This window comes from Streptomyces sp. NPDC086989 (assembly GCF_044745505.1).
Classification (GTDB): domain Bacteria; phylum Actinomycetota; class Actinomycetes; order Streptomycetales; family Streptomycetaceae; genus Streptomyces.
In genome coordinates this window covers 19287-33749 of the sequence record NZ_JBIVAL010000026.1, presented here as the reverse complement: position 1 = coordinate 33749, position 14463 = coordinate 19287, and the positions used below count along the sequence as shown (strand labels likewise).

General features: G+C 70.8%; 13 protein-coding genes and 3 pseudogenes. 4 read left to right on the top strand and 12 right to left on the bottom strand.

The window, feature by feature from the left end; all coding sequences use genetic code 11:
• Nucleotides 1-57: 57 nt before the first annotated feature.
• The 5 genes and pseudogenes from ACIPK4_RS36975 to ACIPK4_RS36955 form a co-directional block, all read right to left on the bottom strand.
• Nucleotides 58-599 (bottom strand): annotated as a pseudogene (locus tag ACIPK4_RS36975) (2'-5' RNA ligase family protein).
• 162 nt (nucleotides 600-761) lie between these two features.
• Entirely contained in the window at nucleotides 762-1604 is an 843-nt protein-coding gene (locus tag ACIPK4_RS36970) for an SDR family oxidoreductase (RefSeq protein ID WP_402321461.1), read from the bottom strand.
• 398 nt (nucleotides 1605-2002) lie between these two features.
• On the bottom strand, nucleotides 2003-2860 hold the full coding sequence (locus ACIPK4_RS36965) for a hypothetical protein (protein WP_402321458.1): 858 nt from the start codon (nucleotides 2858-2860) through the stop codon (nucleotides 2003-2005).
• Nucleotides 2861-3027: 167 nt separating this feature from the next.
• Complete coding sequence (locus ACIPK4_RS36960; protein WP_402321455.1) at nucleotides 3028-3393, bottom strand: hypothetical protein; 366 nt, start codon at nucleotides 3391-3393, stop codon at nucleotides 3028-3030.
• 775 nt (nucleotides 3394-4168) lie between these two features.
• Entirely contained in the window at nucleotides 4169-4966 is a 798-nt protein-coding gene (locus ACIPK4_RS36955) for a hypothetical protein (protein ID WP_402321452.1), read from the bottom strand.
• A 182-nt stretch (nucleotides 4967-5148) separates the two neighbouring features.
• Between ACIPK4_RS36955 and ACIPK4_RS36950 the strand changes: the two are divergent.
• Nucleotides 5149-5272: pseudogene (locus tag ACIPK4_RS36950) on the top strand (IS5/IS1182 family transposase); the annotation flags it as partial.
• Between the two features lie 139 nt (nucleotides 5273-5411).
• Nucleotides 5412-5927 (top strand): winged helix-turn-helix domain-containing protein, encoded by a 516-nt coding sequence (locus tag ACIPK4_RS36945; protein ID WP_402321449.1) that lies wholly within the window; start codon nucleotides 5412-5414, stop codon nucleotides 5925-5927.
• 219 nt (nucleotides 5928-6146) lie between these two features.
• Here ACIPK4_RS36945 and ACIPK4_RS36940 read toward each other — a convergent pair.
• The 4 genes and pseudogenes from ACIPK4_RS36940 to ACIPK4_RS36925 all read right to left on the bottom strand — a co-directional run.
• Nucleotides 6147-6314 (bottom strand): annotated as a pseudogene (locus tag ACIPK4_RS36940) (LacI family DNA-binding transcriptional regulator); the annotation flags it as partial.
• Nucleotides 6315-6489: 175 nt separating this feature from the next.
• The gene (locus ACIPK4_RS36935) at nucleotides 6490-7791 is read right to left on the bottom strand and encodes a cytochrome P450 (protein ID WP_402321446.1); all 1302 of its coding nucleotides are present in this window, start codon (nucleotides 7789-7791) and stop codon (nucleotides 6490-6492) included.
• 81 nt (nucleotides 7792-7872) lie between these two features.
• Nucleotides 7873-8055 (bottom strand): hypothetical protein, encoded by a 183-nt coding sequence (locus tag ACIPK4_RS36930; protein WP_030873678.1) that lies wholly within the window; start codon nucleotides 8053-8055, stop codon nucleotides 7873-7875.
• A complete protein-coding gene (locus ACIPK4_RS36925) occupies nucleotides 8052-10010 on the bottom strand; it encodes a prolyl oligopeptidase family serine peptidase (RefSeq protein ID WP_402321443.1) in 1959 nt (652 codons plus the stop codon). Before ACIPK4_RS36925 ends, ACIPK4_RS36930 begins: the two co-directional genes overlap by 4 nt.
• A gap of 193 nt (nucleotides 10011-10203) precedes the next feature.
• On the opposite strand from ACIPK4_RS36925, the gene ACIPK4_RS36920 reads away from it, so the two are divergent.
• Nucleotides 10204-11517: an MFS transporter gene (locus tag ACIPK4_RS36920; RefSeq protein ID WP_402321440.1), complete on the top strand. Its 1314-nt coding sequence runs from the start codon at nucleotides 10204-10206 to the stop codon at nucleotides 11515-11517.
• A gap of 168 nt (nucleotides 11518-11685) precedes the next feature.
• Here the strand turns inward: ACIPK4_RS36920 and ACIPK4_RS36915 are convergent, their stop codons facing one another.
• A complete protein-coding gene (locus tag ACIPK4_RS36915; RefSeq protein WP_402321438.1) occupies nucleotides 11686-12018 on the bottom strand; it encodes a hypothetical protein in 333 nt (110 codons plus the stop codon).
• Nucleotides 12019-12399: 381 nt separating this feature from the next.
• Between ACIPK4_RS36915 and ACIPK4_RS36910 the strand changes: the two genes are divergently transcribed.
• A complete protein-coding gene (locus ACIPK4_RS36910) occupies nucleotides 12400-12699 on the top strand; it encodes a SpoIIE family protein phosphatase (protein ID WP_402321513.1) in 300 nt (99 codons plus the stop codon).
• A gap of 21 nt (nucleotides 12700-12720) precedes the next feature.
• Here the strand turns inward: ACIPK4_RS36910 and ACIPK4_RS36905 are convergent, their stop codons facing one another.
• Nucleotides 12721-13479: a phosphatase PAP2 family protein gene (locus ACIPK4_RS36905; protein ID WP_402321436.1), complete on the bottom strand. Its 759-nt coding sequence runs from the start codon at nucleotides 13477-13479 to the stop codon at nucleotides 12721-12723.
• Nucleotides 13476-14456, bottom strand: coding sequence for a YihY/virulence factor BrkB family protein (locus ACIPK4_RS36900; protein ID WP_402321433.1), 981 nt, complete (start codon nucleotides 14454-14456; stop codon nucleotides 13476-13478). The genes ACIPK4_RS36905 and ACIPK4_RS36900 overlap by 4 nt, the downstream gene beginning before the upstream one ends.
• Nucleotides 14457-14463 lie beyond the last annotated feature (7 nt).

Below are 14463 nucleotides of genomic sequence, written 5' to 3'. Positions count from 1 at the left end.
CCCCCGCGTCGGCGGGGAGAACTTGGGGCAGCGGACCAGCCAAGCCTCTGACCTGCTTCATTCTCCAAGTGAGAACGACGCCCGTTCCTGCCACTTCACGCCGTCGTGCACCATCAGTTCAACCGACGCGACATGAGATGTGAACGGGAGCTTGTTGGCGAGGTCGGCCTCGATCTCCTCCAGGACGGCGTCTTCCTGACCTTGAGCGATGGTCAGGTGCGGCACGATCTCGGCGAACCGGCCGCCATACGGCGGAGCCTCAGGCCAACGATTAGCGATCGCCTTGGTAAGCTGCCGCAACTGCGTGTCAGGTTCGGGGACGAGATGCAGCGCACTTCCGGGAGCCGTCCACACCTCTCGAACCGCAGGTCAAAGGCCTGGTGGTTGCCCAGAACCTCAGCGAGAGCGGAGTAGACGAGCGCATCTATTCGGCTCTCATCGAGGAACGGGAAGAGCACGGTGACGTGGGCTGGAACTCCGGCCTGGGCTGAGGGGTCGAGCCGTTCACGCCACCTGCGGGCGGACGGCTCCGCCTCCGGGATCCGGACGATGAGCCCCGTCTGGCCCGCCTGAAACGTACTGGTGCTGTCATCTGCCATGACACCGCATGGTGTCATCTCTGTCGCAGACAGCACCGGCTCTTTTTCCGCCGAACGATCACGACCGGTCTCCGAAGCCGGTCGACGGGCGAGGCGGCCAAGGTGTGCTTGCCCCGAGACGGCGCCTTTCACCTTCGATAGGGGCACGGTGGTGGGCGCCAGTCAGGTCGGCTCCGGGCTCTTCCCTCTCAGGAACTCGCGGGCGCCGCGGAGCCGGGTGCGCAGCTTCTGCTGCGTGGTGCGGCTGTCGAGTCGTACTTCGAGCCCGCCGGGCAGTCCTGTGCCAGAGCGGCGTGCGGAGGGCAGCCGAGCGGGGTCGAGCCCGTCGCGGCGGGCGATGAGCTCGCCCAGCTCGTAGCGGCTCAGGGCGTCAGGACCCGCGAGGTGGAAGACGCCGGCCGCGTTGGAGAGGGCGATCTCCCGCAGGGCTGCGGCCAGGTCCTTCACGTGGACGGGGCAGCGGATGTCGTCGGTGAACAAGGCGCCTTGCCGCGTGCCAGCTGCCAGCGCGTGCACCAGCTGCTCGTGCTGGGAGCGGCCGTGCCCGATGATCAGCGAGGTGCGGGCGACGACCGCGTCGGGGCACAGGAGGCGTACAGCGGTCTCGGCGGCCGCCTTCGCGGCCCCGTACGCGGTGAGCGGGTCAGGAAGACAGGACTCGTCGTACCAGTCGCGACCCGTTCCGGAGAAGACGGCGTCGCTGGAGACGTGCACCAGGCGGATGGAGCGGCTGGCCGCGGCCTGGGCAAGTCGGATCCCGCCTTCGGCGGTGACCGCCCAGTCCGCTCCGCCGCTCGTCGCGTTGATCAGCACGGCCGGAGCCACCGTGTCGAGGACTTTCTCCAGGCGGGTGGGGTCGCGAAGATCGAGGTGATGCCAGGTCGCCCTGCCCTCGTCGCCGGGACCGGAGTGGAACGTGGCGGCCGGGCGCCCTCCCGCGGATACCGCCTGGCGTACCAACTCGGCACCCAGAAAGCCGCTGCCGCCGATGATCAGCACAGTCATGCCGCTCACGTTAAGGGCGACGGGTGCCGCCGTGGGCTGCTTCGGCGGAACCCGGCGCAGCCACGATCGAGCGTCGCGGAACCCCGTGTGCGACCCTGCTGGTGGGGTCATCCTCGTACTGCCTGGGGTGATCTGTCGTCCGGCCAGGTCGGACGGTACGGGTCGTCGGTGATCCACCGCCGCCATGCGGTGTCGCGTCGTTCGCCTTGGTCAGTCTGCGCACACGCACAGGCTCAGCCACCGCACCCCAGCGGTCGGAACGGACGTCACCGCACATCCAACCGCCACGACCACCAACCCGACGAACCAATGAGGTCAGAGCACTAGCTGGGCGTGGAGTGGGCCTGATAGCGCTGCCCGGGAGCCTGCCATGTCCGTATGTGGGGCCGCTCCAGGGGTCAGCGAAAGGCGTTATGGCGACGCCGGACCAAGACCCAGATCACGGCGCCTGCGGCAGCCAGAGCCGCGGTGCCGGCGCCGAGCAGCCACGGGGCCGCTTGCCTCTTGGCCGTTTTCGCTGCCTCGTCCTGGCAGGTGCGGCGGGCCGCGTCATCGGTCCGGGCCACCCGGTAGCGGGCCCAGACCTCGTCCCTGCCCACCCAGTGGACCTCGTACAGACCGGGCTCAGCATCACAGCGGATCACCGCCGCTGTCGCGACCCCCTTGGCTCCATGCATGACGGGGCGGTTGGTGAAGCCCAGAGACGTGAGAGTGTCGCCGTACACCAGATCCGCGTCCGAGCCCGTGAGCGTCACCCTCTCGCCGCCCCGGAACGTCCGTACGTCCCACGGCGACTGCGGCCAGGAGTCACCCGCGGGCCAGCGCTCCTCAGGCTGATCCGGGGGAAGAGCCGCGACCTTCCAGGGACAGACCCTGCGTTCGGCCTCGTCGACGTCCGCGACCTTGACGGTCACCCAGGCATCGCCTTTGGCAGTGCTGGCGGGCTCGTCGGGCCGGCTGGGCCCGGTCCGCTCGACCGGGTAGACGCCCGGCAGAGTGTCACATGCCACGGTCGCCACCGCGGTGATAACCGGATCGTTCATCCTCAGCGTCCCGTGCTCAAGGAAGATTTCGGAGACCACCCAGTCTCCGTTCCTCCCCGGCAGGTACGAAGCCACCGTGAACGTCAGCCGATCACCGGGCCGCGCCGACAACTGCGCCCCCTCCGGCGTTGGGGCAGGCGGATCCACGGCCGGCGCCGCGAACGCACCGCCCGCCACGGCCGGTAACAACAGCAGTACCAGCACGGCAATCACGCCCTTCGTCCTCATCCCACCCATTCGCCCTCTTTCTCATCCTCTGACGATCTCCCGTACCCCTACATAGCCCGTCATCGAACTAATGGACCATTACAGCGAGGTAATCCGGCAGTTCGCGACCGGCGAGCGGGGCACCCAGGAGTCGGACGACCACAGCGGTACCTTCATCCGGCGGCGGGACTCTCCCGCCTCCACCCCATAGCGGGACTTGGCGGCAGCACGACAGCAACAGTGGAGCCCCGATCAGGGTCGAGCGGGCAGCGGCACCCCAGACGGACCGGTCGGTGAGCGGTCGGTGAGCGGTCGAGGAGAGTGGCGAAGAAGCCGGCAAGGAGAGGCTGGGCGCGGTCGCGGTCGCGGAGTTCGTCGTGGCCGAACCGAAAGACCTCGTAGCCGCGGAACTTCAGGGCGCGGTCGCCAGCCATGGTCGCGGTGTACTTCGTGTTGCCGGGTTCGGTACCTTCGTTGTGGGGGTAGCGCTGCATGTCGTCGACCTCCAGGACCAGGCGCCGGTTTCCCGGCAGCAGCATCGCGACGGAACCTTCTACGAGCCCCGCCCCACCGCAGCGACTTGAGATCTGCTAGAGGGGCGAATCGCAGCCAAACTCAAACGTCTCTACGGCGGCGTCGACCGGGAAATCTGGGTGATCGTTCCAGATTCCAGCGAAGGCGACCAGAAGGTTCCATGAGGCAGTTGCATGCAACTCGGTCCCTGCTGCCTGCTCAGGCACAACAGCTCGATGGAAGCGCACCGCAGCGATCTGCTTGTCTGCGGCCAGACGCAGAGCCATGGCAGTGCGGCGGGCTTGGCCTTGAAGCGGGGCCGCGTCAGGGATACGCGCCGACACGAAACGGACTAGCCGTGCGACCTGGTCGTCAGTGATCCGTTCCACCCATTCCCCCAGCCGTCAACAAGCCTATTCGCCTGGTGCGGCAGCAACTATCGCACCTCAGAGCACTCCTTGCCGTGCCCTGATGCTCCGCTTAGCGGGATCTACGAGTACACCGGGCGACACGTCCACGAGGTGATGCCCCCAGGCGACCTCCGCAGGAGCGCAGCTCCTTGACCAAAGGCATAGGGGCACCCCCAGTCGTCCACCGCCCCCCTCATCCGACAAGTGGTTGGTACCGGAGGAGCAGTGCAACCTGATCCCGGGCTTCATGCCGGCACCAGCCACGCCCTGGGGCCGAGAACGAGCCTCCGGCACCCCTCGCTGGAAAGCTCCCACGACTCGTCCGGGACCAGACACTCAACGATCCCCACCGCGGCCCGCAGCCCGCCGAGCGGCCAAATGAGATGACCGCTCAGGTGCGCTTTTCGGAGGAGGTACGGAATTGCAGGGCTACCTCGGCGGCGTCGGCGAGGCTCTGCTCGTCTGCGAGTACAACTTGGCCGAGGGTGCCGGAGTCGGTCCATGCGCAGATGACCTGGCGGCCCGAGGACGGCATGAAACCACAGCTCAACTTACCTCCCCAGGAGCCCGCTTCGAAGTCGGTGACCTCGGTCGCCCGTGCGCCGGCGAAGAAGTCTCGCAGCTCGTGCGACATAGTGTTCGAGCGCTTTTCCTCGGCCAGCCGCGGGTTCCACTCGACAGCGTTGATCTGAAGCACGGCGCCGACCGGTCCCTCGCCGGGACCGTCGTAGAACCAGTGCTTACCCGAGGAGGCTTTAATGGGCATGCGTTGCGCAAATTCGGCGGATTCCTCCGCATTAAGCATTCGGTACTTTCCGACCTGCGCGGCGGGGTCGACAACACGCTGATGCGCCTGGGGCTGCGCCGCGTCGGAGGGAGCCTGCGCTGCGGAATCCTGAGCGATGGGTGCTGCTTCGGCGGCGGGCGGTTCTCCCCCAGGGAGGGTGAACGCCCGCAGTAGCCCTACGGCGGCAACGGCCAGCAGCACGCCCCGTACGAGATTGCCTCTGCGTAGAGCCTCCTTACCGGCCTGCTCGGCGTCGGCCGCACTGATGGCAACGGGACCGCGGCGCCAAGTCCGGGTTGAGAACCAGATGACGGTCAGGGCGACTGCGGTGGCGAAAAGTACCCCAAACCACTGCCCGTCGGCATACGCCTGTGAATTGACATCGATAGATGACATGTACATGCGCGAAGTCTAATCGGCCTCACGGCGAACTCGCACATATATCCGCATCTGGTCTGGTTGCTCAGGCTTCAGCGTGTGGCGCCGACACCCATTGCCCCTCACTCCCCATCCTGGCGAGCTCATGCATGATGGGTCGGCCGGAGGTCGCAAACTGTATCGCTCGTCCCGGCCGTCACTCCTGCGACCTCCACCACAGCCGCCCTGCCAAGGAAGTCCTTTCCCGCTTCCGCCTCATGCACCCCGAGATCACCATCGTCCGGGCCGACTTTCGCTTATGCGGGCAAGATTGTGACCTGGGCAAAGCAACTGGTCGTCCGGTATGTCGATGCGGGCCGGCTCTCGTTCGAGGCGTTGCGGCGCCGGGCTGCCGCCGCCGCACCCCTTCTACTTGATCTTTTCGTAAGTTCGGTGGGTGTGGTGGGTGGATGGGTGAGAGTCTTCTGTCGTGTCGTCTCAACCATCGTCCGCGGTTTCTGGGTGGTCTGTTCCTCCTTTGTCGAGGCCGCAGTCGGCGGAGGCTCGGCGAGTCCGTGCGGCCGAGTTGTTCGGGCAGGGCCGCTCGAACGCCGAGATCGCGGGGATGGTGGGGGTCCATGCCGAAAGTGTGCGGCGGTGGAGACGCGCATGGGAGAACGGCGGAGCTCAGGCAGTGCGGCGACGGCCGGCATCCGGTCGCCGGCCGAAGTTGGGCGATGCCCAGGTGGAAGAGGTGCGGGCCGCGCTGGAGCGGGGCGCCCAGGCCCACGGCTTCGAGGCCGGTCTGTGGACGCTGGAACGGGTCCGTGTGGTGGTCGAGCGTGTGCCGGGGGTGTCCCTCTCACGGGCGTCGGTGTGGCGACTGCTGACCGGCCGGCTCGGATGGAGCCTGCAACGGCCCGAGCGGCGGGCGGTTGAGCGGGACGAGTCGGAGATCGCCCGCTGGATCGCGCATGAGTGGCCGCGCATCAAAAAGGGGCCGTGAACACACGTGCCTGGATCGTGTTCCTCGACGAATCAGGCGTCTCGCTCCTCCCGCAGATCCGCCGCACCTACGCGCCCCGCGGCCGCACTGGAAGCGCGCGTCGATGGCCGGGGCACTGGGCTACCACTCCACCGACCCCGACCGTGGGGCCTGCCTGTGCTTTCACCTCAAGCCCGGCAGCTACGACACCGCCGGCTCATCGAGGTCCTGGAGCAGATGAAGGTTGGGGACGTGGCCCAGCTCGGCGATGGCCTGCTGCACGGCACGCCGGGTCGACTCCTTGACACCGGTCGCGTGGTTGATGACGCGGGAGACCGTGCCCCGCCCCATCCCGGCAAGCGCGGCCGCTTCCTCCGGCGTCGGCGTGGTGCCAGGGCGCCGCTTCACCGTATTCACCCCACCCCCAGGGCACCCGATCTTACGGTCCCGGGCGGGCGCCTGATCGGCGGGTCGGCGTCGGTCGGCGGCCCGTTCGCCTGCCGTACGTCTGGCGCGGTTCCACCTTGTTCGCACCCCGTGTCCCGTTCGGCCTGGGCCGGGTCGGTCAAGGACAGGGCGGGGGTCAGCGGCGCAGGGTGACGGGCAGCGCCTCCAAGCCGCGCAGCATCATCGTGTTGCGCCAGCGCAGGTCGCGCTCCTGGCAGGCCAGGGTCGTTCCGGGGAAGCGGGCGAGGAGCGCGGTGAGCGCGATCTCGGTCTCCAGCTTGCCGAGCAGGGCCCCGAGGCAGCGGTGGATGCCACCGCCGAAGGCGAGATGGCCGGCGTCCTGGCGGTCGAGGATGAGGCGGTCGGGGTCCTGGAAGCGCGCCGGGTCGCGGTTGGCCGCGCCGAGGGACAGCAGCACGAACTCGTCCTGCGGGATCACCACCCCGCCGACGTCCACCGGCTCGGTGGTGAAGCGGGTGGTGGCCATACAGATGGGGGAGTCGTAGCGCAGGAACTCCTCGACGGCCCCGGGCATCCGGGTGGGATCGGCGCGCAGCCAGGCGGCCTGGCCGGGCTGGCGCAGCAGCGCGAGGCAGGAGGTGCTCAGCAGGTTCACGGTGGTCTCGTGCCCGCCGATCAGCAGCAGGGCGACCATGCCCACGATCTCGTCGTCCGTCAGCTCCCCGCGCTCGCGGGCCGCCAGCAGCTCCGTGAGCAGATCGGCGGGACGCTCATTGCGGCGGATACGGCGGTCGGCGATGGCCAGGACGTACGCGCCCATCTCCTGGACGGCTCGCCGGAACGCCGCGTGGTCGCCCTCCTGGGTGACGATGGCGGTCGACCACTTCCGGTAGAGGTCGCGGTCCTCGGGCGGGAAGCCGAGCAGTTCGCAGACGACGAGGATCGGCAGCGGGAAGGCGAAGTCACGTACCAGGTCCACCGTGGCGGTGGTGGTGCGGGTCGTGTGGCGCGCGGCTGCCGCGTCCAGCCCGTCGAGCAGTTCGAGGGTGATGCGCTCGACCATCGGCCGCATCGCCTCGACCCGCTTGCGGCTGAACGCCGCCTGGACCACGCGGCGCAGGCGGGTGTGGTCGGGCGGATCGCTGCTGAGCATATGGGTGATATCGGTGCCCATGTTGACGCCCTCGACCCGGCTGTCGGCCAGGGCCTGGGCGCGCCGCGCATCCTGCGCGAAGCGGTGGTCGGAGAGCGCGGCCCGGACATCGGCGTAGCGCGGGATGATCCACAGCCGCAGGCCGCCGTCGCTGTGCAGCACGGAGACCGGCGCCGATTCCCGCATCCTGGCCAGGATCGGGTACGGGTCGCTGAGGAACGTCGGAGGGTTCTGGCGCGGTTCCGTCGTCGTCTCGGGCTTGTCCGGCCGGTGCTTCTGCGGCCGGGGACTGTTCGTCCGGGGTGCTGCCGTAGCTGTGGTCATGATGTTCTCCTGTGCTCACCGGCACGGCCGGCGCCGCGGCGGGGTGCCGTGCGTGGCACCCCGCTGCGGCGCTGATGGGGCTCACTGCAGAGGGGACTTCTTCTCCGTGTCCTTCTTCGTGCGGGTGGTGCAGGCCGGCGCCGGGTCGTTCGGCCGGACCGGGACCGCCTTGTCCAGGGCGGCCTGGGTGTCCGGATGAATGATGAGCCCGCGCTCCCGCTCGGTGGCGCTGATGGGGTCGACGCGCAGTCCGTGACGCTTCATGGGGTTGACCTTTCTTCGGTTTTTTCGGTGTGGTGGACGGGGTGGTGCGAGCCGGTCCGCCCGCTGTTGCGGTGGTCGGCGGTTCTGGGGGAGGTGCGCAGCGCGTCGTCGGCGTAGCGCACCATGGCGGACCAGGCGGCGGCGTATCCGGCTGGGTCTCGGCCCAAGTCGTGTCCGCCGCCGAGCCACCGGACGCGATGCGGGACGTCGTGGCGCCGCAGCGCGGCGAGGTAGCGTTCGATCTGTTCCGGAGGGCACTTCTCGTCGTCCGTCGAGGCGGCGAGGAAGAGCGGGCCGCGTACGTGGCCCACATAGGTCATCGGGCAGGCCGCGCGATAGCGGTGTGGCACCTGCTCGGGGGTGCCGCCGAAGAGGCGGTCGTCGACCTCCCGCAGCGCCGGAGTCGTCGCCCGGTACGCCGCCGTGTAGTCGGCCACCGGGGCGACGGCCAGCCCCACGTCCCACAGCCGGGGCTGGACGCCCATCGCCAGCAGCGTCAGGTAGCCGCCCCAGGAGTAGCCGCACAGGCCGGTACGGCCGGGCTCCGCGACACCCACGTCGATGAGGTGGCCGCGCACCGCGGCGAGGTCTTCGAGCTGGGCGAGGCCGACCCGGTGGCCGAAGTCGTCCCGCCAACGGGGGCCGTAGCCCGTCGAGCCGCGGTAGTTGGTGCGCACCACGGCGAATCCGGCCCGGACCAGGGCCTCGGTCCGGCCGTCGTAGGCGTCCCGGTCGTGGGTGTGGGGCCCGCCGTGAACGAGGAAGACCGTCGGCCAGGGGCGGTGGCCCGCCCTGCGGCCGGGCGGGGTGGCCACAAAGCTGTGGATCTGCCCGTACGGCCGACGTGTCCACAGCTCGCGGCGCCTGGGTCCGGTCGTTCCGCCGGGCGCCGTGCCGCGTGACGCCGTCGTGGAGCGGCCGGAGTGGCTGGAGTGGCCGGAGTGGCCGAAGTTGTCGAGACGATCCGGGGGTTCCGGGTGCTCCGGGCTTTCCTGGCTTTCCGGGTGGCAGATCAGTGGCCGGGGCGGTTCGCCGTCGCGGCTCCACAGGAAGTGGACCGTGCGGTCGGGTGCGCAGGAGAAGTCGATGATCGTGCCCTCGGGCGTGGGAAGCACCGTCGTCGTACCGCGGTCGAGGTCGGCGCGGAGCAGGCGGCTGCGTCCCGCCCGGTCCTGCTGGACCAGCGCCGTGCGGCCGGGCCCGTACCAGCAGGCGGTGATCTCCGTATCGAAGTCGAGCGCGGAGCCGGGACCATGCGTACGGATCCCCTCGCCCTGCCGCCAGAAAGCCAGGGTGTAGCGGCCCGCGCGTTCGAGGACGAGCAGCAGTTCCGGCCGTGCGGTGGTGAGGTCCGGGCGGAAGCCCAGCGCCCACACCGCGCCACCGTCGCCGTCCCCCGCTGCGCCGGGGATGGCGTCCACGAGGACGCCGGAGGCCGGTGACCACAGCCGGACCGCGGCCGGTCCGGCCGGGTACCCCGCGGTGGCCAGCAGCCGGCCGCCGGGGGCCAGGCCCACCACTGCCGCATAGCCGGGCTCCTCGGCCACCAGGCGGGCGCGCTCGCCCGGTCGGCCGAGGTAGTACCGCGAGCCGTCCGCGACCCCGACGCCGACGGCCGCGAGGCCGCTGCGGGGGTCGAAGGCCAGGCCGTGCATCCGCCCGGCGGGTACGCCGTCGAGCGCCGGGCGCGGGTGCCCGCCCTCGAACGGCCCGCGCAGCCAGCGGCCTTGACCGCCGGGAGCGGCGTCGAACCACCACAGGCCGTGGCCGTCCGGCTCGATGGCGGCGGTCTCCACACCCAGCGGTGCGGTGGTCGCCTGGCGGCGCTGATCTGTCGTCAGGTCCCAGGCCACGATCTGCGGGAGACCGTCCACGTACCGGGTCTCGACCGCTCGCCGGCCGTCGCCGGCGGCGAAGGACGGGACGTGCACCGCCGTTCCGATACTGCCGCTCATCGCCATCCCTCCCTTCGTGGTGTCCGCTTCCGCCGCCGGTGGCCTTGGCTGTGGTGGGCTCCGACGTCCATCACACTGCCGGACGGGCGGGCTGCGCGGCAGGGAAGAAAGCGCAGCGGCACCGACAGTGACCAGTGCCGGTTCTTCCCTGGCACCGGACGGTGGGCGGGCGACAGGGTGCGGGGGCGATCACATGGCCCGGACCCACCGAGGAGAAAGAGGCGACCCGATGACGATGGCGGCGACCCAGCCCGGCACAGCCCCCGTCCCACCCGCCGGAGCGCCGAAAGGCACACCGGGTGGCAGGCCGAGCCGTGCGCTGAGGGCGGTCTACGTCGCGGGCGCGGTGACGGCGTTGGGCACCCAGATGACCATGCTCGCGCTGCCCTGGCTGGTGCTGGAGACCACCGGCTCGGCCACCCGGGCGGGCCTGGTCTTCGCCGGCCAGGTGCTGCCGATGGCGCTGCTCGGCTTCGCGGGCGGAGAGGTCATCCAGCGCCTGGGCGCCCGCCGGACCATGGTCATCTCCGATCTCGCCCGCGCTCCGGTGGTGGCGCTGATCCCGCTGCTGCAGAACCTGGGCGCGCTCAATCTGGCCGTCCTCATGGCGATCGTCGTGACGCTCGGGGCGCTGGCCGTTCCGTACCATGCGGCACAGCGGGTGCTGGCGATGGAGCTGCTGAGCCCGCACGCCCGCTCTCTGGCCCGCGCCAACAGCGCGCTGGCAGGTGTGACGAACGGCTCGGCGTTCGTTGGGCCAGCGCTCGCGGGCGCGCTGATCCCGCTGGTGGGAACCACATCGGTGATATGGCTGGACGCGGCCTCGTTCGCCTTCTCCGGATTGCTGCTGCTGCGTCGCGTCCCGGCAGGGGGTGGCGGGGCCGAAGGGTCCGCGGCCGGGCCGCGCGGCCTGTGGGCGGGGGTGCGGCATCTGTGCGGCGACTGGTTCCTGAGCCGGGCGATGCTGTCCACCGTGGTGTTCGGGCTGATGCTGCGAACCCAGATGATCACCATGCCGGTGCTGGCGTTCACCCGGTTCGAAGGGGACGCCAGGGTCGGCGGCCTGCTGGTCGCCGCCTATGGCGCCGGTGGCCTGGCGGGCTCGGTGGCCGCCTATGTGCTGGCGGCACGGGTCGCCCCCGTACGGCTCGCCTGTACGGCCCTGGTCTGCGTCGCTCTGCCCCTGTGGACGCTCCTGGTGCCCATGCCGGTCAGCGCGCTCGTCGTCGCCGTCGGCCTGTCATCGGCCGCTGCGCCCCTGGCGAACGCGCCGCTGATGGGCCTGCTCTCCGCACGGCTGCCGGACGGCTTCGGGCCCAAGGTGTTGCAGGCCGTGGTCACGATCAGCACCCTGGCCGGGCCTGTGGGCTTCCTGGCCGCGGGCACCGTGCTGGACCGGGCGGGTGTCGCGGCGGCCCTGTGGGGCGTCGCCGCGCTCGCGACGTTCGCCAGCGGCAATCTGATCCTGGCCCTGCGCCGCCTCCGGGCCACCGAGGACCTGAACTGACCTGGTCTTCAGAGAAGATCCCGGTGGACGAGGGTCACGCGGCGGTGGGGTTCACCGGAAGCCCTCCTCGCGGTACTCCGCGTCCGAGGCCGCCGCGGTGGCCTCGCGCAGCTCGATGCGGCGGATCCGGAGGCCGCTGGTGATGACCAGCGACAAGCTCGCCTCCGCCTACGCGCTCGTACGCCCTTGGTACTCACCGAGCCTGCGCCGGGAGCGGTGGTGGCGCAGGCTCGTGATGGCCCAGGACATCAGGTCGATCCGGGACCGTTCGGCGGGGTCGGTGTCTCCGGTGTGCTGGAGGACCCCGTGGCGCAGCGCGGCCCGGGTCACGGCCTGCACGCCCGCGAGGTGGGTGTCGTGGAGGTCCTCCCTGGTCGAGCCGAACACGGGGCGGGCGGTGGTCCACGGGTCAGGGCGAAGGCGCCAGTGGTAGTTGGCGCTCTCGGCCAGGCCGCGGACCAGGACGCGCGGGGGTCGTGCGGCGATGTACGCGGCGATCATGCCGGCGGCCTCGGCGCCCGGGGGCTTCCGGGGCCACAGGGCGAGGGCGGCGACGACGCCTGCGGGGATATGTCCAGCCGGCTGCCGCTGGCGGCGTACCAGGCGTCGGCGACCGCCTCGCCGAGGACCGAGCCGGGGCTACGGCTGACGGTGATCGGGGGCAGTCGATCGTGCCGGCGTGCCGGGCACAGCCTGGATCGGTGTAGTTCTGGGCGGTCTTGTGGGTGAGTGCCTGGTCAACTGCCTCGATCACGTGGGCGGCGGAGGTGGTGTCAGCGGACATGAGGGTTCCAGGGCGTAGGCAGTTCTGCTGGTTAACAGGGAGGCAGGGCCGGGACGCGGGCGGGGACGCATCGTCCGTTGCCCCGGGCCCTGCACGTCGTGGTGACGGGCTCCGTACGAGCGGCCACCCCTTGCGCGGTCAGAGGACTCCGTGGCGGGACAGATCCGGCTCGCACAGGAAAACGGGAGGTCCGGCTGGAGCCCGACGACACCCTGCTCATGTTCACGGACGGGCTGGTGGAGCGGCGGGACTGCTCGGTGGAGGACTCCCCGGGCCACCTCGTGAGCGCGGCGGACTCCTCGGCCGGGGACCTGGACCGGCAGCTGGACCGCCTGCTCGCCGAGTGCCGCTCCGACACGGACGACGACACCTGCGTCATCGGGATCCGGGTCGGCTGACACCGCCCGCGACGCAGGGCCTCACCGCAGCGGTGGGCCGGCCGGGGGTTCGGGATCGGCGCCCACGAGCTCCGGCTCCAGACCCTGGCCGGGCGTGGTGCGCCGGCGGCCGACGTCACTGCGCCACGCCTCGAACGCGAAGGCCGTGGCGGTGACGACCGCGATGCCGAGCAGCCAGCCCCCGACCACGTCGCTCACCCAGTGCACCCCCAGCGCCACCCGCGTGAATCCGACGCCGAGCACCGACGCCGCGGCCAGTACCCATGGCAGCGCCCGCCAGGCCCGCGGGACCAGCGGGAGCAGCACCAGCAGCAGCACGGCGCAGGACGTGGTGGCCGTCATGGCGTGTCCCGACGGGAACGAGAACCCGGGCGCGTGGGCGACGGGGTCGGGCAGGTGGGGCCGGGCGCGCTCGACCACGTTCTTCACCAGGAGGCCCACCAGCCCCCCAGCGGTAGCGGTGCAGGCGGCCCAGGCGGCCAGCCGCCACGCCCGGCGCCGCAGCAGCCACACCACCAGCGCGGCCACCAGCAGACGCATGGTCAGCGGCCCCCAGACGACCTGGGTGAAGAACTCCAGCACCCGCACCCAGCCGGGATGGCCCAGGACGGCGCGGTGCAGCCGCCCGGCCGCCCCCTGGTCGAGCCGGAGCAGCGGACCCCACTGCGACTCCACCAGCACCAGCGCGAGAGAGAACGGCACGGCCGCCACGGCGGTGGCGGCCGAGGTCACCACCAGCCGTGCCCCGAACCGCGCGTCGGCCCTGCTGCGGCGGTTCATACGCCGGGGTCCTTCATGACCGGCTCGGACACCCCGGCCCGCACCGCTTCGAGCTGGGCGGCGAAGGACAGGCCCAGGAAGAGGGCGAGCGAGGTCAGGTACGACCACAGCAGCAGCGACATGAACGCACTGAGTGGCCCGTACACGGTGGTGAAGGAGCCGCTCGCCCCGACGTACAGGCTCAGTCCCCAGGTCGCGGCGAGCCACAGCACCAGATAGACGCCGGCGCCGAACGCCAGCCACGTGTACCCGGGCTGCGTACGCCGCGGGGAGCGGCGGAAGACGGCGCTGGTGGCGGCCATCGCGAGCAGCGTCCCGACGGGCCAGCGCAGCACGTCCCACACCCGGTGGGCGCCCGGGCCGAGGTGGTAGGTCTGCGTCATCGCCACGCCCAGGTCGGAGCCGAGGACGGTGACCGAGAAGGCGAGCCCGAGCGGGAGCCCGGCCAGCAGCGCCATGACCAGCCCGCGGGTGTACTTGTGCAGGAACGGGCGGTCGCGCTCCACGCCGTAGATCCGGTTGGCGCCCCGCTCCACCTGGCACATGCCGGTGGTGACGTTGGCGACGGAGAACAGCAGGCCGAGCCAGAGCGCCGCCTCCCCGCCGTCCCCCGCATGGCGGTGGCTCTCGCGCAGGGCGTCGTCCACCACGCCCTGGCTGGGGCCGCTGACGATCCGGCGGATCGTCAGCTCGGCCATCCGCCCGGCGTCCTCGGTGTGGAGCACGCCCGAGAGCCCGATCAGCGCGATGGCGAGCGGCAGGATCGCCAGGACCGTCTGCAGGGCCAGGGCTCGGGAGTGGCTGAACCCGTCGGCGTAGCGGAACCGGACGAAGGAGTCCCGTACGAGGTTCCAGCCGCCGTGGCGGCGCAGCGCGGCCCATGCCTCCTCACCGGAGAGACCGTCGCCGTCCGTGCGCAATTCCGCTTCGGCCGCCTCGACTTCGCCGAGGGGCGGTACCCGTGTGGCGGTGCCCATGTGTGTT